The 17,458-nt window shown below is 66.7% G+C and carries 16 protein-coding genes; 11 read left to right on the forward strand and 5 right to left on the reverse strand.

The window, feature by feature from the left end:
- Positions 1-4: 4 nt before the first annotated feature.
- Positions 5-1,228, reverse strand: coding sequence for a polyhydroxyalkanoate depolymerase (locus R9B84_RS06555; RefSeq protein ID WP_423759663.1), 1,224 nt, complete (start codon positions 1,226-1,228; stop codon positions 5-7).
- A 180-nt stretch (positions 1,229-1,408) separates the two neighbouring features.
- Here R9B84_RS06555 and R9B84_RS06560 point away from each other — a divergent pair, with 180 nt between their 5' ends.
- Positions 1,409-2,038 carry a glutathione S-transferase family protein gene (locus R9B84_RS06560; RefSeq protein WP_423759664.1) on the forward strand — a complete coding sequence of 210 codons (630 nt, stop codon included), beginning with the start codon at positions 1,409-1,411 and terminating at the stop codon, positions 2,036-2,038.
- A 174-nt stretch (positions 2,039-2,212) separates the two neighbouring features.
- A complete protein-coding gene (locus tag R9B84_RS06565; RefSeq protein WP_096472952.1) occupies positions 2,213-2,419 on the forward strand; it encodes a hypothetical protein in 207 nt (68 codons plus the stop codon).
- A 109-nt stretch (positions 2,420-2,528) separates the two neighbouring features.
- On the opposite strand, the gene proP is transcribed toward R9B84_RS06565, so the two are convergent.
- On the reverse strand, positions 2,529-4,013 hold the full coding sequence (gene proP / locus R9B84_RS06570; protein WP_423759665.1) for a glycine betaine/L-proline transporter ProP: 1,485 nt from the start codon (positions 4,011-4,013) through the stop codon (positions 2,529-2,531).
- Between the two features lie 541 nt (positions 4,014-4,554).
- On the opposite strand from proP, the gene R9B84_RS06575 reads away from it, so the two are divergent.
- Positions 4,555-4,887, forward strand: a complete 333-nt coding sequence (locus R9B84_RS06575; RefSeq protein ID WP_423759666.1) for a YnfA family protein — start codon at positions 4,555-4,557, stop codon at positions 4,885-4,887.
- 34 nt (positions 4,888-4,921) lie between these two features.
- On the opposite strand, the gene dnaQ is transcribed toward R9B84_RS06575, so the two are convergent.
- The 3 genes from dnaQ to R9B84_RS06590 are packed head-to-tail and all read right to left on the reverse strand — an operon-like array spanning position 4,922 to position 6,947.
- Positions 4,922-5,656, reverse strand: a complete 735-nt coding sequence (gene dnaQ / locus R9B84_RS06580) for a DNA polymerase III subunit epsilon (RefSeq protein WP_423759667.1) — start codon at positions 5,654-5,656, stop codon at positions 4,922-4,924.
- Positions 5,657-5,694: 38 nt separating this feature from the next.
- Positions 5,695-6,138 (reverse strand): ribonuclease HI, encoded by a 444-nt coding sequence (gene rnhA, locus R9B84_RS06585; protein ID WP_174380040.1) that lies wholly within the window; start codon positions 6,136-6,138, stop codon positions 5,695-5,697.
- Positions 6,135-6,947, reverse strand: a complete 813-nt coding sequence (locus R9B84_RS06590; RefSeq protein WP_423759668.1) for a class I SAM-dependent methyltransferase — start codon at positions 6,945-6,947, stop codon at positions 6,135-6,137. Before R9B84_RS06590 ends, rnhA begins: the two co-directional genes overlap by 4 nt.
- An 18-nt stretch (positions 6,948-6,965) precedes the next feature.
- Here R9B84_RS06590 and gloB point away from each other — a divergent pair, with 18 nt between their 5' ends.
- The 8 genes from gloB (at position 6,966) to R9B84_RS06630 (ending at position 17,450) form a co-directional block, all read left to right on the forward strand.
- Positions 6,966-7,772, forward strand: coding sequence for a hydroxyacylglutathione hydrolase (gene gloB, locus R9B84_RS06595; RefSeq protein WP_423759669.1), 807 nt, complete (start codon positions 6,966-6,968; stop codon positions 7,770-7,772).
- 151 nt (positions 7,773-7,923) lie between these two features.
- Complete coding sequence (locus R9B84_RS06600; protein ID WP_047900340.1) at positions 7,924-9,483, forward strand: transglycosylase SLT domain-containing protein; 1,560 nt, start codon at positions 7,924-7,926, stop codon at positions 9,481-9,483.
- 158 nt (positions 9,484-9,641) lie between these two features.
- Entirely contained in the window at positions 9,642-10,859 is a 1,218-nt protein-coding gene (locus R9B84_RS06605; RefSeq protein ID WP_423759670.1) for an MFS transporter, read from the forward strand.
- Between the two features lie 376 nt (positions 10,860-11,235).
- Positions 11,236-12,381, forward strand: a complete 1,146-nt coding sequence (carA, locus tag R9B84_RS06610) for a glutamine-hydrolyzing carbamoyl-phosphate synthase small subunit (protein ID WP_423759671.1) — start codon at positions 11,236-11,238, stop codon at positions 12,379-12,381.
- Positions 12,382-12,418: 37 nt separating this feature from the next.
- Positions 12,419-13,078 (forward strand): leucine efflux protein LeuE, encoded by a 660-nt coding sequence (gene leuE, locus R9B84_RS06615; RefSeq protein WP_423759672.1) that lies wholly within the window; start codon positions 12,419-12,421, stop codon positions 13,076-13,078.
- Positions 13,079-13,127: 49 nt separating this feature from the next.
- Positions 13,128-16,382, forward strand: coding sequence for a carbamoyl-phosphate synthase large subunit (gene carB / locus R9B84_RS06620; protein WP_423759673.1), 3,255 nt, complete (start codon positions 13,128-13,130; stop codon positions 16,380-16,382).
- Positions 16,383-16,500: 118 nt separating this feature from the next.
- A complete protein-coding gene (gene greA / locus R9B84_RS06625; RefSeq protein WP_152855218.1) occupies positions 16,501-16,977 on the forward strand; it encodes a transcription elongation factor GreA in 477 nt (158 codons plus the stop codon).
- A 14-nt stretch (positions 16,978-16,991) separates the two neighbouring features.
- Positions 16,992-17,450, forward strand: a complete 459-nt coding sequence (locus R9B84_RS06630; RefSeq protein ID WP_047900346.1) for a DUF4149 domain-containing protein — start codon at positions 16,992-16,994, stop codon at positions 17,448-17,450.
- The last annotated feature ends 8 nt before the right edge of the window (positions 17,451-17,458 follow it).

Genomic DNA, 17,458 nt, shown 5'->3' on the forward strand with positions numbered 1-17,458 from the left:
GGCATCACGTCCGCGTGATCCGGCGCGAGCGCGAGCGAGGGCGGCCGGCCTCGGCCAGCGCGAACACGCGCTGCAGCATCGGATGGACATTGCCGTGCCAGTGCGCGCCGGTAAACAGCCCGTAGTGATCGCAATCGTCGATATCGATGCGATAGCGCTCGTCGGCCGCGAGGCCGCTGCACATGTCGAGTGCCGCGTGCGTCTGGCCGGCGCCCGTGACCGCATCGCATCGGCCTTCGACGGTCAGCAGCGTGACGCCGCGCAGCGCGGCCGGCTCGACGCGCCGTCCGCCCACGTTCCACGTGCCGTTCGCGAGGCACATGCGCTGGAACACGATGTCGACCGTGTCGAGGAAATATTCGGCCGGCATGTCGAGCAGCGCCGTGTATTCGAGCAGCGCGCGCCGCGCTCCGGCGAGCGCGGCCATGTCGAAGCGCGACGCGGCCAGCGCGTACGCCTCGATCAGCGACATGAAGCGTTGCGGGTACATCAGCGCGATTTCGCCCTGCTGAAGATAGGTCGGGAACACGTGACGGCCGTGCCCCGCGAAGCCGGGCGGCACGATGTCGATCAGGTGGCGGCGGCACCAGTCGAGCGAGCGGGTGGCCGCGGCGGTGCCGAGCGCGCTCGGATTCAGGCGCGCGTCGAGCGGGCCGCCGATCAGCGTGACGCTCGCGGGCGGCGCGAGGCCGCGCGCGGCGCGCAGCGCGAGTGCGCCGAGCGCCGGCACGGTCGCCTGGCACACGGCGACGACGTGCAGCGGCCGATCGTCGAGCGCGAGCCCGTCGACGAAGCCGTCGAGCGTCGCGACATACTCGTCGAGCCCGAAGCGGCCCGACGCGAGCGGCACGTCGCGCGCGTTGCGCCAGTCGGTCACGCACACGTCGCCGTCGGCAAGCAGCGTCTCGACGGTTTCACGCATCATCACGGCTGCGTGCCCGGCGAGCGGTGCGCACAGCAGCACCGTGCGCTGCGCATCGGCGCGCGTGAAGTGCCGCAGGTCGCAGAACGGCGTGCGCGCGGCGACCCGCTCGCCGGTCGCGGGTCGCGCGATGTCGAAGCGCGGCGGTCCGACCGGCTGCCCGAGCAGCGGCTCGAACAGGTCGTCATAGCACGACGATGCGGCGTGCGGCAGCGTCGCCGCGGGCCATGCGTCGAACGCGTGCCGCGTCGCCTCGCGCCAGGCGCGCATCCATTCCCGCTGCTGCTCGACGAGGGCATACCACATGGCGAACCTTGGGACGGAAGGGGCGTGAATCTGCATTATGGTCACTGTGGCCGGGTAGCGGGGGGGCGGTGCGCTGCCGGGCGATGCGTAACAAGCGGACGAACGCACGAACACGCTAGGCGGCGACTCGTGGCGCTGCTACAGTCGTCGGTCCCATTCCCCTCAAGCGGAGCGTTTGCGATGAAGCTGATCGGCATGCTGGATTCCCCGTTCGTACGCCGTGTCGCCATTTCGGCGAAGCTGCTCGACCTGCCGTTCGAACACGAGTCGATCTCGGTGTTCCGTCATTTCGAGCAATTCAGGACGGTCAACCCGGTCGTCAAGGCGCCGACGCTCGTGACCGACGAGGGCGCAACGCTGCTCGATTCGTCGCTGATCGTCGATTATCTCGATCACCTGGTCGCGACGGAGCGGCGCCTGCTGCCCGACGCCGCCGACGCACGGCTGCGCACGCTCGTGCCGGTCGGTTTCGCGCTGGCGGCGGCCGAGAAGACCGTGCAGATCGTCTACGAGCAGGCGCTGCGCCCATTCGACAAGCAGCACGCGCCGTGGATCGAGCGTGTGCTGAGCCAGCTCGAGGGCGCATACGGCGAGCTGGAGCCGCTCGTCGCGGCCGCGAACGGCTGGTTCGGCGGCGCGCGCCTGCTGCAGTCCGACGTGACGGTTGCGGTCGCGTGGCGCTTCACGCAGTTCATGGCGGCCGATTACCCGGTGCTCGCGCGGATCGATCCGGCCCGTTATCCGGCGCTTGCCGCGCATTCGGCGCGGGCGGAAGCGCTGCCGGCTTTCATCGAAACGCCGCTCGTCTAGGGCCTGACGGCGGGGCGCGAGGCTGCCCCGCGCCGTTGCCAGCCACCCGCTCGGCCCCGCCCGGCAAGCCTTCGCCGATTGTTCTCGGCGGCTGACAAGTGACTTCGCATTCGCACTGTTTATCCGGAAGCGGCCGGTCCCTAGAATCCACTCCATCGAATCACGCATTGCCAGATGGAGCCGATGATGAAAACCCTGATCGAATCGAGCCTGTACCACCCGTCCGTCGTGTTGCCGCTTGCCGCGCTGACGCAGTTGATGGTCGAGCGCGACTTCAATCTCGGCCAGATTGGGCTGATCGTCGCGGCACGCGGTGCGCAGGCGGCGGTGTCGCGTTCGCGTGCGCTGTTGTTCTGCCGTCACTGCGAAGCGCAAGCGTGAGGGTGCTCGCGGCTGAAGGATGAAAAAAAGCCCGGCCGGCGCAAGCCGGTCGGGCGGATCGGATTCGATCGGGCCCCGGCTTCGGCCGGGGCTTTTTCATGGGCGACGCTCAGGCGCGTGCCGGCGACACGACGCCGTAGATCTCCGAGTCGTCCTCTTCGCGCAACTGGCGCGCGAGCTGGTGCGCTTCGCGGCGCGTCGCGACGGCCGGCGGCGAGCCCTTCAGCGGCTGGCGCGCGGTTTCCGCCAGCGCGAGCACCGACACGATGCCGATCACGGCGGCGCCCATCATGTAATACGCGGGCATCATCAGGTTGTGCGTCACTTCGACGAGCCACGCGGTCACCAGCGGCGTCGTGCCGCCGAACAGCGACACCGACACGTTGAAGCCGATCGCGAGCGCGCCGTAGCGGATCTCGGTCGGGAACAGCGCCGGCAGTGCCGACGGCATCACGCCGGTGAAGCACGACAACAGCACGCCGAGGATCAGCAGGCCGGCGAACACCGACGCGGTAGTGCCCGCATGGATCAGTATCATCGACGGGATCGACAGCACGAGCAGCCCGACACAGCCGGTGAGCATCACCGGCTTGCGGCCGATCGTGTCGGACAGGCGGCCGGCGTAGAGCGTCATCGGCATCATCAGCACCATCACGATCAGCACGAGCACGAGGCTGTGCGATTCGTCGAAGTGCAGCGTCGACGACATGAAGCTCGGCAGGTATGACAGCACCATGTAGTCGGTCACGTTGAAGATCAGCACGAGTCCGACGCACAGCAGCAGCGCACGCCAGTTGCGCATCAGCGTTTCGCGGAAGCGCGCCTTCGGCACCGCCTTGTCCTGCGCTTCGCGCTCTTCGGCCTGGCGCTTGAACGCGGGCGTTTCCTCGAGCTTCATCCTGATGTAGAGCCCGATCAGGCCGAGCGGGCCGGCGATCAGGAACGGCACGCGCCAGCCCCACGACAGCAGCGCCTCCTGCGACAGCGACGCGGTCAGCAGTGCGACGACGCCCGCACCCATCACATAGCCGATCAGCGTGCCGAACTCGAGGAAGCTGCCCATGAAACCGCGGCGCTTGTCGGTCGAGAATTCGGCGATGAAGGTGGCTGCGCCGCCGTATTCGCCGCCGGTCGAGAAGCCCTGCACGAGACGCGCGACGAGCAGCAGCACAGGCGCCATGATGCCGATCGATGCGTAGCTCGGGATCAGGCCGATCGCGAAGGTGCCGACCGCCATCATGATCATCGTCGCGGCGAGCACGCGCTGGCGGCCGATGCGGTCGCCGAGCGGGCCGAACACCATGCCGCCGAGCGGACGCACGAGGAACGCGGCTGCGAACGTGCCGAAGGTCGCGAGCAACTGCGCGGACGGGCTGCTGGACGGGAAGAACACCTTGCCGAGCGTGACGGCGATATAGCTGTAGACGCCGAAGTCGAACCATTCCATCGCATTGCCGATGGCCATCGCGCTGACGGCGCGTTTGAGCAGGCTCTGGTCGACGACGGTTATGTCGTCAGCGGCGAGCGGAGCGTCGCCGGACGAAGTGGAGGAAGAAGCAGCGGTCGGGCTGACGTGTGTTGCGGTCAAGGTCATGCACTCCTTTGACTGCGCCGGAACGGGTGGGCCGTCCGACACGGTTTGCCGGCAAGCGCGGTGTCGCGTGCGGCGCGTCGGGGCAGGCCATTAAGCACTTACTGCACAAGAGGCGGTACAGGGCCGTAAGGGGCTGCTTCGACGCAGGCCCGATGGGCCGTCGCGACAGTGCGCTCATGAAGAATGGGCCGCGTGATGCTGGCGGCAGATGCCGGTGCGGACGAAGGTCCGGCGTTCCGGCAAGCGCCCCGAAAGGGGCAACGAAACGAGAAAAGCGGGCCTGTCGGGCGGGCTTTCCTGTGGGTGCAATTTCGGTCGAAGCGCCGGCCCGCAACGCGCGGACGGACTTCTGTCGAAATCGAATAGACAGAGATTGAATGTTGAAACGGGGGACATGATAGCACGATGACGGATGATCGTGCAAATTGCCGGGAAACGCCCGTCTGGCGGGGCGTCCGGCGCGGCCTGCTCGGGTATGATCGGCGGCGCGCGGCGGGGCCGTGCAGCCCCCGGAGACGGGGGCGAATTCACGAGGAACCGGATGACCGAACTGATGAGGGTCGCGGCGCTGTTCGCCGCTACCGCGCTGGCCGAAATCGTCGGCTGCTACCTGCCGTGGCTCGTGCTGAAGGGCGGCCGGCCGGTCTGGCTGCTGGTGCCGGCCGCGCTGTCGCTCGCGCTGTTCGCGTGGCTGCTGACGCTGCACCCGAGTGCCGCGGGCCGCACCTATGCCGCGTACGGCGGCGTGTATATCGCGGTTGCGCTGATCTGGCTGCGGGTGGTCGACGGCGCCGTGCTGACCCGCTGGGATGTGGCCGGCGCGGTGCTCGCGCTCGGCGGGATGGCGGTCATCGCGCTGCAGCCGCGCGCATAAGCGCGGCCGCGGCGCGTGCCGTGCGCCGGATACGTCAGGCCGTTTCGGCGGCGTCCGCGTCGGCGGACTTGCGCCACACGCACGCGCCCTTGACCGACTTGTCGAGTTCGTCGAGCTGCGCCTGGTGCGCGGCGAGTTCGTCGGCGCTCGCGGCCACCACGGCCAGGTCGAGCGCGGCGAGCGACACGCGCTGGCCGTTTGCCGCGCCGCCGTCGGCGCCCGCGTCGTCGAGCATGTCGATCACGAGGCTGTCCTGGCCGCGCGTCATCGCGAGATACACCTCGGCGAGCAGCTCCGAGTCGAGCAGTGCGCCGTGCAGCGTACGGTGCGCGTTGCTGATGCCGAAGCGGTCGCACAGCGCGTCGAGCGAGTTGCGCTTGCCGGGGAACATCTGCTTGGCTTGCACGAGCGTGTCGATCACGCCGCCGCAATGTTCGGTGAACGGCGGCAGGTCGAGCCGCGCGAATTCGGCGTCGAGGAAGCCAAGGTCGAACGGCGCGTTGTGGATGATCAGCTCGGCGTCCTTCACGAAGTCGAGGATCTGGCTGGCGACTTCCGCGAACTTCGGCTTGTCGCTGAGGAATTCGGTCGTGAGGCCGTGCACCGCCAGTGCGCCCGGATCGCTGTCGCGCTCGGGGTTCACGTAGAAGTGCAGGTTGTTGCCGGTGAGCCGCCGGTTCAGCAGCTCGACGCAGCCGATTTCGATGAGGCGGTCGCCCGTGCGGGCGTTCAGGCCGGTGGTTTCGGTATCGAGAATGATCTGGCGCATGTCGGGAAAAGCAAAGGAAACAGGAGAGTGGCCGGCGTTCAGGCCGTGAGCGATTCGACGCCGCGATTCGCGAGCGCGTCCGCGCGCTCGTTTTCCGGATGGCCCGCGTGACCCTTGACCCAGCGCCACTCGATCTCGTGCTGCGCGACGAGCGCGTCGAGCCGCTTCCACAGGTCGGCGTTCTTCACGGGCGTTTTTGCCGCGGTGACCCAGCCCTTCTTCTTCCAGCCGTGGATCCACTCGCTGATGCCTTTCTGCACGTATTGCGAATCGGTATGCACGATCACCTGGCACGGCCGCTTCAGCGCCTCGAGCGCGGCGATCACGCCCATCAGCTCCATACGGTTGTTGGTCGTGTTGGGCTCGCCGCCGAACAGCTCCTTTTCGCGGTCGCCGTAGCGCATCAGTGCGCCCCAGCCGCCGGGGCCGGGGTTGCCCTTGCAGGCGCCGTCGGTATAGATGTCGATGGTATCGGTTGTCATGAATGTTCTTGATGGGTAGTCGGGGAGGCCGCGGGCGTCAGGCCTGGTGCGAGCACGGGCTTCTTCATCTTGATCTGGCCGACGAGGTGCATGCCGCGCACGCGCTTGACGGCCGTCACCATGTAGACGGCGCCGAAGATCGGCCACCAGCGGTCGCCCGCGGCTTCCATGAAGCCGTAGCGGGCCAGCCACTTGTCGGTGACGAGCGGCGGCCGGTAGCAGCCGAAGCGGCCGCGTTCGAGGTCGAAGCCGAGCAGCTTGATCCAGTCCTTGAGCCGGATGAACGCGATCTGGTCGCGCGTCGCCGGCACGAACGGGTGGTTCGCCATGCGCCCGAACGATTGCCGCATGCCCCACAGGCTGAGCGAATTGAAGCCGGTGATCACGAGCTGGCCTTCCGGCATCAGCACGCGCTCGGCCTCGCGCAGCAGGCGGTGCGGGTCGGACGTGAACTCGAGCGTGTGCGGCATCACGATCAGGTCGACGCTCTGCGACTCGAACGGCAGGTCGAGCAGGTCGCACCAGGTCGTGCTGCGATCGGCGGGCGCGTGCGCCGGCGCGTGCGCTTCGCGCGCCCACGGATACTGGTACGGCGCGCTCGCGCCGCTTGCCGGATCGAGCACGAGGCCGCGATACGGCATGCGGTTCTCGCGCAGTGCGTCGAGCTGCGGCAAGCCGAGTTGCAGCGCGTGGAACCCGAAGACGTCGGACACGATCCGGTCGAGCTGCGCCTGCTCCCAGCCCAGCACGTAGCGGCCGGGAGGCGAGTCGGTCCAGGCGGGCCAGTCTATAATTTGACGGTCAGACATAACGATGATTGCGCGCCCATGAACGAGCTGGAATACGTGCCGGTTCCGGCATTCGAAGACAACTATATCTGGCTCGTCTCGGACGGCCGCGATGCGATCGCCGTCGATCCGGGTGAAGCCGCGCCCGTACGCCGGGTTCTTGCCGAACGAGGCTGGCGGTTGACCGCTATTTTACTCACGCACCATCACGCCGACCATGTCGGCGGTGTCGAGGCGCTGCGCAATAGCCAACCGGCCGATGTGCCGCTCACCGTTTACGGCCCCGCGGCCGAGGCGATCGGCGCGGTCACGCGGCCGCTTTCGGGCGGCGATCGCGTGACGCTCGACGCGCCGGCCGTCGCGTTCGACGTGCTCGACGTACCCGGTCATACGCGCGGTCACATCGCCTATTTCCAGGCGGCCGGGCAGGGCGCCGCGGTGCCGCACGTATTCTGCGGCGACACGCTGTTCTCGTGCGGCTGCGGCCGTCTGTTCGAAGGCACGCCCGCGCAGATGCTCGCGTCGCTCGATGCGCTCGCGGCGCTGCCGGGCGACACGCGCGTGCATTGCGCACACGAATATACGCTGTCCAATATCCGTTTTGCGCTCGCGTGCGAACCCGGTAACGCGGCGCTCGCCGCATGGCGCGACGAAGCGCAGGCATTGCGCGCGCGCGGCGTGCCGACGCTGCCCACTACGATCGCGCACGAGCGTGCCGTCAACCCGTTCATGCGTGCGGACAGCGCGGCCATTCATGCGACGCTCGAAGCCGAGCTTCACGAAACGGTGCCGGATCGTCTGGCGGCGTTCACGCTGATGCGCGAGTGGAAAAACCGGTTCCGATGATCATTTCCGGAGGACTCCAAAGCTCAAGCGGAGTCTGTAAAAATTGCTCCAAATGTAGGATTTCGCTGAGTTTTCGGTGTTTTTATTGACGTGAAGCACGCACTTCCGTAGTATCGCCAGCAATTTCCAGCCGTCGGAAGCCGAGATTTTCATGCGACTTATATTGAGTGCGATGGTGGTCCTGCTACTCGCCGCTTGTGCGAGCCAGGCCCCTGTCGCCGACAACGCCGCCGATTCGCAGGCGACGTCCAACTACCTCCGTAAATCAGCCACCGCCAAAGAAACCGTCGACGTCGACAAGCAATCCGTCGGCGACCTGACCAGTGCGGACTCCGATCTCTGGGGGCGCATCCGTCGCGGCTTCCAGATGCCCGACCTGCAGAGCGACCTCGTCGACATGCAGACGACCTGGTACACGCAGCGTCCCGATTACGTGCAGCGCATGACCGAGCGCTCGCAGAAGTACCTGTACCACATCGTCGAGGAACTCGAGGCGCGTCACATGCCGACCGAGCTCGCGCTGCTGCCGTTCATCGAGTCGGCGTTCAACCCGCAGGCGCTGTCGGTCGCGAAGGCGGCCGGCATGTGGCAGTTCATGCCCGGCACGGGCCGCACGTACAACCTGAAGCGCAACATGTGGCAGGACGAGCGCCGCGACGTGCTCGCGTCGACGAGCGCCGCGCTCGACTACCTGTCGCGCCTGCATGACATGTTCGGCGACTGGTATCTGGCGCTGGCCGCGTACAACTGGGGCGAAGGCAACGTGCAGCGCGCGATCGCGCGCAACCAGGCGGCCGGCCTGCCGACCGACTACCAGAGCCTGCGGATGCCGAACGAGACGCGCAACTACGTGCCGAAGCTGCAGGCGGTGAAGAACATCATCGCGAGCCCGAAGCAGTACGGGCTGACGCTGCCGGACATCCCGAACCACCCGTATTTCGTGACGGTCACGACGTCGCGCGACATCGACGTCGCGGTCGCCGCGAAGCTCGCGAACCTGTCGCTCGACGAATTCCGTTCGCTGAACCCGTCGTTCTCGAAGCCGGTGATCCTCGGCGCGACCGAGCCGCAGATCCTGCTGCCGTTCGACAACGCGTCCGCGTTCGAGAAGAGCCTGAAGGCATACAACGGCCAGCTTTCGACGTGGACCACCTACACGGTCAGCGAACGTGCGCGGCCGGCTGCGATCGCCGAGAAGATCGGCGTGGACGCCGATACGCTGATGTCGGTCAACAAGATTCCGGCCGGCATGCGCCTGAAGCCGGGCTCGACGATCGTCGTGCCGCGCGGCGATGACGACGACGAGGACATCAGCGCCGACGTCGCCGAAAACGGCGCGCTCGCGATGGAGCCGGACGTACCCGACACGCGCAAGATGCTGATCCGCGTGCGCCGCAAGCAGTCGATGGCGGCGATCGCCGGCCGCTACGGCGTATCGGTCGGCCAGCTCAAGGCATGGAACCGCACGCACCGCGATCTCGCGATGCCGGGCCAGGCGCTCGTGCTGCACGTGCCGGTTGGCCGTTCGGTGCCGGCGGAACCCGGTCCGGAGCGGATCGCGACCTCGGTCGGCAGTGCGCACATCGAGCGCGCAAGCCTGGCGGTGGGCGGCAAGTCGCACGGCGCGAAGCGCGGTGCGGCAAAGCCGGCGGCCAAATCGGCGAAGGCTGCACCCGCGAAGGCCGCCGCGCACAAGAGCAAGAAGAAGTAACGCGGCTGCAAAGCGCAGCGGGCGGCCGGTCCGGGTCGCGCGATTGCGTTATCATCCGACGAATTGCGACGAAACGCCGTCACCGAGGTGACGGCGTTTTCGTTTGTGCGCGGCGCTCGGGCGCCGCTTCGAGCGTCTTCATATAACAAGGGGAAGCGATGTCGTCGGTGCAGGTGAGGGTGCTCGCACTGTTTTCGATCGGGTATTTCGTGTCGTATGTGTTTCGCGGCGTCAATCTGGGCTTCGCGCCGTTCGTCACGCATGAGCTCGGGTTGTCGGCCGCCGATCTCGGCCTGCTCACCAGTCTTTATTTCCTCGGCTTCGCGGGCGCGCAGATCCCGGCCGGCGTGATGCTCGATCATTTCGGCCCGCGCCGCGTGACGGCCGGCATGCTGCTGTTCGCGGCGGCCGGCGCCGCCGTGTTCGGCACCGCGCACAGCCTCGGCACGATGATGATCGGCCGGCTGCTGATCGGCGTCGGCGTGTCGGTGTGTCTCGGCGCGGCGTTCAAGGCGCTCGCGCAGCATTTCCCGGTCGGCCGGCTGCCGCTCGTCAACGGCCTCGTGATGGCCGTTGGCGGCCTCGGCGGCGTCGTGGTCGGTTCGCCGCTGACCTGGCTGCTTGGCTGGACGAACTGGCGCGCGATCTGTTTCGGCCTTGCGGTGCTGACGGTGATCGTCGCGGCCTCGATCGGCTTCGGCGCGCCCGAAGCGAAGCAGGTGCGCCACCAGGGCGGGCTCGTCAGCCAGTTCAAGGGCACGTGGCACATCCTGAGCAGCCGCGCGTTCTGGAAGATTTCGTCGCTCTCGGTCGTGACGCAGGGCGTGTTCTACGCGATGCAGTCGCTGTGGGTCGGGCCGTACCTGCGCGATGTCGCGGGGTTCGATGCGCCGCATGCCGCGCGCCTCGTGTCGGTGCTCGGCTTCGCGATGATGGCCGGCTGCGTCGGCTTCGGCGCCGCGGCGCGCGTGCTCGAGCGGCGCGGCGTGTCCGTCTATGCGTTCTGCGGTGTCGGCATGGCGCTGTTCGTCGCGACGCAGGTCGCGATCGTCGCGCGCGTGCCGTTGCCGCCGGCCGTGCTGTGGGCTGCATACGGGATGTTCGGTGGCGTCGGCATCCTGACCTATGCGGTGATGGCCGGGCACTTTCCCGCTCATCTGATCGGCCGCGCGAACACGACGCTCACGCTGGTGATCTTCCTGCTGATCTTTGCGTTCCAGATCGGTGTCGGCGCGGTGCTGTCGCACTGGCCCGCCGTCGACGGCCGTTATCCGTCTGCCGCGCACTTCACCGCGTGGGGCGTGCTGCTTGCGCTGCAGCTCGCGAGCGCAGTCTGGTACGTGTGGCCCTCGCGCGGCGCTGGTCAAGCGCACTGATCCGGCGGTACGCTGGGGGCAGGGCGGCCGCGGAAACGGGGCCGCAGCACGTCGCGCGTGCTGCCGTACCGCGCTGCCGGTGGCGGCGCGCGCATGGTCGGACGGCCATATCGATTGAAGATAAGGCCATTTTCGGGCTATAATTTGAAAGTTTGTGCTGATCAACCTCGCACCCTAGCGCCTACCTCTTTCATCCCGTTCATCCGCCGCACGCCGCCTGCCGGGCGATGCCGCGAAGCCTCGTGCGCCACGCGCCGGGTTCGCGTCTCGACAGCACAGGTCGCGTCCAGCTAGCGACCACGCGCGCCCACGCAGCGCGGCGCTCGCGCGGCAGGGTAAACAGGTCGGCAGCAGGGTGTTCCCCAAGGAGCCTCCCGTGTTGCCGTCTTTTTCTCCCGCCTTGCTTGCACTCGCCGACGGCACGGTCTTTCGTGGTTATTCGATCGGGGCCGAAGGCCACACGATCGGCGAAGTCGTGTTCAATACCGCGATCACCGGCTATCAGGAAATCCTGACTGATCCGAGCTACGCGCGCCAGATCGTTACGCTCACCTACCCGCATATCGGCAACGTCGGCGTCAACGCCGAAGACGTCGAAGCCACGAAAGTCCATGCCGCCGGCCTGATCATCCGTGATCTGCCCACGCTCGCATCGAACTTCCGCATGGACCGCACGCTCGGCGATTACCTGCGCGACGAAGGCGTCGTCGCGATCGCCGGGATCGATACCCGCAAGCTGACCCGCATCCTGCGCGACAAGGGCGCGCAGAACGGCTGCATCCTGGCCGGTTCCGACGACGAGGCGAAGGCGATCGAACTCGCGCGCTCGTTCCCGGGCCTTGCGGGCATGGATCTCGCGAAGGTCGTGTCGACCACCAAGCCGTTCGAGTGGAAGCAGACGGAATGGCGCCTCGAAGGCGGCTACGGCATGCAGGAAGCGCCGAAGTACCGCGTCGTCGCGTACGACTTCGGCGTCAAGTACAACATCCTGCGCATGCTCGCGGAACGCGGCTGCCACGTGACGGTGCTGCCCGCGCAGGCGAGCGCGGCCGATGCGCTCGCGCTGAATCCGGACGGCATCTTCCTGTCGAACGGCCCCGGCGATCCGGAGCCGTGCGATTACGCGATCGCGGCCACGAAGGAATTCATCGAGCTCGGCGTGCCGACCTTCGGCATCTGCCTCGGCCACCAGATCATGGGCCTCGCGGTCGGCGCGAAGACGCTGAAGATGAAGACGGGCCACCACGGCGCGAACCACCCGGTGAAGGATCTCGGCGACGGCCGGGTCGTGATCACGTCGCAGAACCACGGCTTCGCGGTCGACGCGGATTCACTGCCGGCCAACGCACGCGTGACGCACGTCTCGCTGTTCGACGGCACGCTGCAGGGCTTCGAGCTGACCGACAAGCCGGCGTTCTGCTTCCAGGGTCACCCGGAAGCGTCGCCGGGCCCGCACGACATCGGCTATCTGTTCGACCGTTTCACCGCGCTGATGGACGCGGCGAAGCAGCGCAACGCTTAACGCAACTGACGCAACCGAAGGACGGGAGATTCGCATCATGTTCGGCCACGCACTCGGCATCACGGATATCTGGACCTACGTGTTCGGCGTGATCTTCATCATCCTGCTGCCGGGGCCGAACTCGATGTACGTGCTGTCGCTTGCGGCGCAGCGCGGCGTGAAGGCCGGCTATCGCGCGGCCTGCGGCGTGTTCGTCGGCGATACGGTGCTGATGGTGCTGTCCGCCGCGGGCGTCGCGTCGCTGCTGAAGGCGAATCCGCTGCTGTTCTCCGTCGTCAAGTACGGCGGCGCCGCGTATCTGCTCTACATCGGCGCGGGCATGCTGCGCGGCGCGTGGCGCAAGCTGCGCGCGCCGGCGGGCGCGCCCGCCGAGGCGCCGCAGGCGGTCGACGGCGAGCGGCCTTTCCGCAAGGCGCTGATCGTGAGCCTGCTGAATCCGAAGGCGATCCTGTTCTTCATCTCGTTCTTCATCCAGTTCGTCGACCCGGCATTCCCGCATCCCGCGCTGTCGTTCGTCGTGCTCGGGGCGATCGCGCAATGCGCGAGCTTCCTGTACCTGAGCACGCTGATCTTCGCGGGGGCGCGGCTCGCCGAGCACTTTCGTCGCCGCCGCAAGCTTGCGGCAGGCGCGGCGAGCAGCGTGGGCGGCCTGTTCATCGGTTTTTCGGTGAAGCTCGCGCTCGCGACCATGAGCTGAGCGCTGCCGGCCGACCCACGACAACGATTACTTATTGAATTCACAAGCCATGCCAAAACGCACAGACATCAAAAGCATCCTCATCATCGGCGCCGGCCCGATCATCATCGGCCAGGCGTGCGAGTTCGACTATTCGGGCGCGCAGGCTTGCAAGGCGTTGCGTGAGGAGGGCTACAAGGTCGTTCTCGTCAACAGCAACCCGGCGACGATCATGACCGACCCGAATACGGCCGACGTGACCTACATCGAGCCGATCACGTGGGAAGTCGTCGCGCGCATCATCGAGAAGGAGCGCCCGGACGCGATCCTGCCGACGATGGGCGGCCAGACCGCGCTGAACTGCGCGCTCGACCTGCATCACCACGGCGTGCTCGAGAAGTTCGGCGTCGAACTGATCGGCGCGTCGCCGGAGGCGATCGACAAGGCGGAAGACCGCCAGAAGTTCAAGGAAGCGATGACCAAGATCGGTCTCGGTTCCGCGAAGTCGGGCATCGCGCACTCGATGGAAGAAGCGACCCAGGTGCACGCCGAGATCATGGCCGGCACCGGCGGCAGCGGCTACCCGGTCGTGATCCGTCCGTCGTTCACGCTCGGCGGCTCGGGCGGCGGCATCGCGTACAACCGCGAAGAGTTCGAGGAAATCTGCAGGCGCGGTCTCGACCTGTCGCCCACGCGCGAGCTGCTGATCGAGGAATCGCTGCTCGGCTGGAAGGAATACGAGATGGAAGTCGTGCGCGACCGCGCCGACAACTGCATCATCGTCTGCTCGATCGAAAACCTCGACCCGATGGGCGTGCACACCGGCGACTCGATCACGGTCGCGCCGGCACAGACGCTCACCGACAAGGAATACCAGATCCTGCGTAACGCATCGCTCGCGGTGCTGCGCGAGATCGGCGTCGACACGGGCGGCTCGAACGTGCAGTTCTCGATCAACCCGAAGGACGGCCGCATGGTCGTCATCGAAATGAACCCGCGCGTGTCGCGTTCGTCGGCGCTCGCATCGAAGGCAACCGGCTTCCCGATCGCGAAGGTCGCCGCGAAGCTGGCGGTCGGCTACACGCTCGACGAGCTGAAGAACGAAATCACCGGCGGCCAGACGCCGGCATCGTTCGAGCCGACGATCGACTACGTCGTCACGAAGATCCCGCGCTTCGCGTTCGAGAAGTTCCGTGAAGCCGATTCGCGCCTGACCACGCAGATGAAATCGGTCGGCGAAGTGATGGCGATCGGCCGCACGTTCCAGGAATCGTTCCAGAAGGCGCTGCGCGGCCTCGAAGTCGGCGTCGACGGTCTCGACGAGAAGTCGACCAACCGCGACGAGATCGCGATCGAGATCCACGAGCCGGGCCCGGATCGGATCTGGTACGTGGGCGATGCATTCCGCATCGGCATGACGGCCCAGGAAATCTTCGCGGAAACCGCGATCGACCCGTGGTTCCTCGAGCAGATCGAGCAGATCATCCTGAAGGAAAAGGCGCTTACGGGCCGCACGCTCGCGTCGCTGACGTTCGACGAGCTACGCTACGTGAAGCAGAGCGGTTTCTCCGACCGCCGCCTCGCGAAGCTGCTCGGCGCGACGCCGGAAGACGTGCGCAAGCGCCGCGTCGAGTTGAACGTGCGCCCGGTCTACAAGCGCGTCGACACCTGCGCGGCCGAGTTCGCGACGAAAACCGCGTACATGTACTCGACCTACGAGGAAGAGTGCGAGGCGCAGCCGACCACCAACAAGAAGATCATGGTGCTGGGCGGCGGCCCGAACCGGATCGGCCAGGGCATCGAGTTCGACTACTGCTGCGTGCACGCGGCGCTCGCGATGCGCGAGGACGGCTACGAAACGATCATGGTCAACTGCAACCCGGAAACGGTGTCGACCGACTATGACACGTCCGACCGCCTGTACTTCGAACCGCTGACGCTCGAAGACGTGCTCGAGATCGTCGACAAGGAAAAGCCGGTCGGCGTGATCGTCCAGTACGGCGGCCAGACGCCGCTGAAGCTCGCGCTCGACCTCGAGGCGCACGGCGTGCCGATCGTCGGCACGTCGCCGGACATGATCGACGCGGCCGAAGACCGCGAACGCTTCCAGAAGCTGCTGCAGGACCTCGGCCTGCGCCAGCCGCCGAACCGCACCGCGCGCGCCGAAGACGAAGCGCTCAAGCTCGCCGAGGAAATCGGCTATCCGCTGGTCGTGCGCCCGTCGTACGTGCTGGGCGGCCGCGCGATGGAAATCGTCCACGAGCCGCGCGACCTCGAGCGCTACATGCGCGAGGCCGTGAAGGTGTCGAACGATTCGCCGGTGCTGCTCGACCGCTTCCTGAACGACGCGATCGAGTGCGACGTCGACTGCATCTGCGACGGCGAAGCCGTGTTCATCGGCGGCGTGATGGAGCACATCGAGCAGGCGGGCGTCCACTCGGGCGACTCGGCATGCTCGCTGCCGCCGTACTCGCTGTCGAAGGAAACCGTGGCCGAGCTGAAGCGCCAGACGGGCGCGATGGCGAAGGCGCTGAACGTGGTCGGCCTGATGAACGTGCAGTTCGCGATCCAGCAGGTGCCGCAGGCGGACGGTTCGAAGCAGGACATCATCTACGTGCTCGAAGTGAACCCGCGCGCATCGCGCACGGTGCCGTACGTGTCGAAGGCGACCAGCCTGCCGCTCGCGAAGATCGCGGCGCGCGCGATGGTCGGCCAGAAGCTCGCGCAGCAGGGCGTGACGAAGGAAGTCGAGCCGCCGTACTTCAGCGTGAAGGAAGCCGTGTTCCCGTTCGTGAAGTTCCCGACCGTCGATCCGGTCCTCGGGCCTGAAATGCGCTCGACCGGCGAAGTGATGGGCGTGGGCCAGACGTTCGGCGAAGCGCTGTTCAAGTCGCAGCTCGCGGCCGGTTCGCGCCTGCCGGAGTCGGGCACGGTGCTGCTGACCGTGATGGACGCCGACAAGCCGAAGGCGGTCGAAGTCGCGCGCATGCTACACGACCTCGGCTACCCGATCGTCGCGACCAAGGGCACGGCTGCCGCGATCGAAGCGGCCGGCGTGCCGGTGAAGGTCGTGAACAAGGTGAAGGACGGCCGTCCGCACATCGTCGACATGATCAAGAACGGCGAGATCGCACTCGTGTTCACGACGGTCGACGAGACGCGCCAGGCGATCGCCGATTCGCGTTCGATCCGCATGAGCGCGCAGGCGCACAAGGTCACGTACTACACGACGATGTCGGGCGCGCGCGCGGCTGTCGAAGGCTTGCGCTACCTGAAGGATCTGGAAGTCTATGATTTACAAGGTCTTCACGCTCGCCTAAACTAAGCAGTCAGTTTCCTGTTGAAGCAATACGTGCCGCGATTAGGCGGTGTTTCCGGTTCATCGGAAACGCGCTTAATCGCGGTGATTTTTTTTAAAGCCGTTTTTAGCGATTGAGCCGTATATGAGCACCATTCCGTTGACAAAGCGTGGCGCGGGGCAACTGCGCGATGAATTGCAGCGCCTCAAGTCCGTCGAGCGGCCGGCCGTGATCAACGCGATCGCGGAGGCCCGCGCACAGGGCGATCTGTCCGAAAACGCCGAATACGATGCCGCGAAGGAAAAGCAGGGCTTCATCGAGGGTCGCATCGCAGAACTCGAATCGAAGCTGTCCGCCGCGCAAATCATCGATCCCACGGTGCTCGACGCCGATGGCCGCGTGGTGTTTGCCGCGACGGTCGAACTCGAGGATCTCGAGTCGGGCGACACCGTCAAGTACCAGATCGTCGGCGACGACGAAGCCGATATCGACCACGGCCTGATCTCGGTCAGCTCGCCGATCGCGCGCGCACTGATCGGCAAGTCGGAAGGCGACGTCGCGGCCGTGCAGGCGCCGAGCGGCGTGCGCGAATACGAAATCATCTCGGTCAGCTACATCTGAAGCGGGGCGACGTGATGCCGCATCGCGTGTTCCGTCTGCTGTCGGCCGTGTGGGTCGGCAGCCTGCTGACGATCGGGTATGCGGTCGCGCCCGTGCTGTTCAAGACGCTGGAGCGGATGACGGCCGGTTCGGTCGCCGCCCAGCTGTTTCGTATCGAGGCGATCCTCGGTGTCGTGTGCGGCGTGCTGCTGCTCGCGTTGTCGAACCAGCAGGTGCGGCGCGGCAGCAGCGAATATCGCCGCGTGCGCTGGATCGTCGCCGCGATGGTCGTGTGCGTGCTGGTCGGGTATTTCGCGCTGCAGCCGTTCATGAACGCGCTGCGGGTGGCCGCGATGGAGGCGGGCACCGATATCGCGAACTCGCCATATGCGAGCCGCTTCGGGATGCTGCACGGCGTCTCGAGCGTGTTCTATCTCGTCGAGAGCGTGCTGGGGCTGATGCTGATCTGGCGTCTGCCGGCGCGCGACGCCTGAGCGCCGAG

The sequence above is a fragment of the Burkholderia sp. NLJ2 genome, from assembly GCF_049487195.1.
GTDB lineage: Bacteria > Pseudomonadota > Gammaproteobacteria > Burkholderiales > Burkholderiaceae > Burkholderia > Burkholderia pyrrocinia.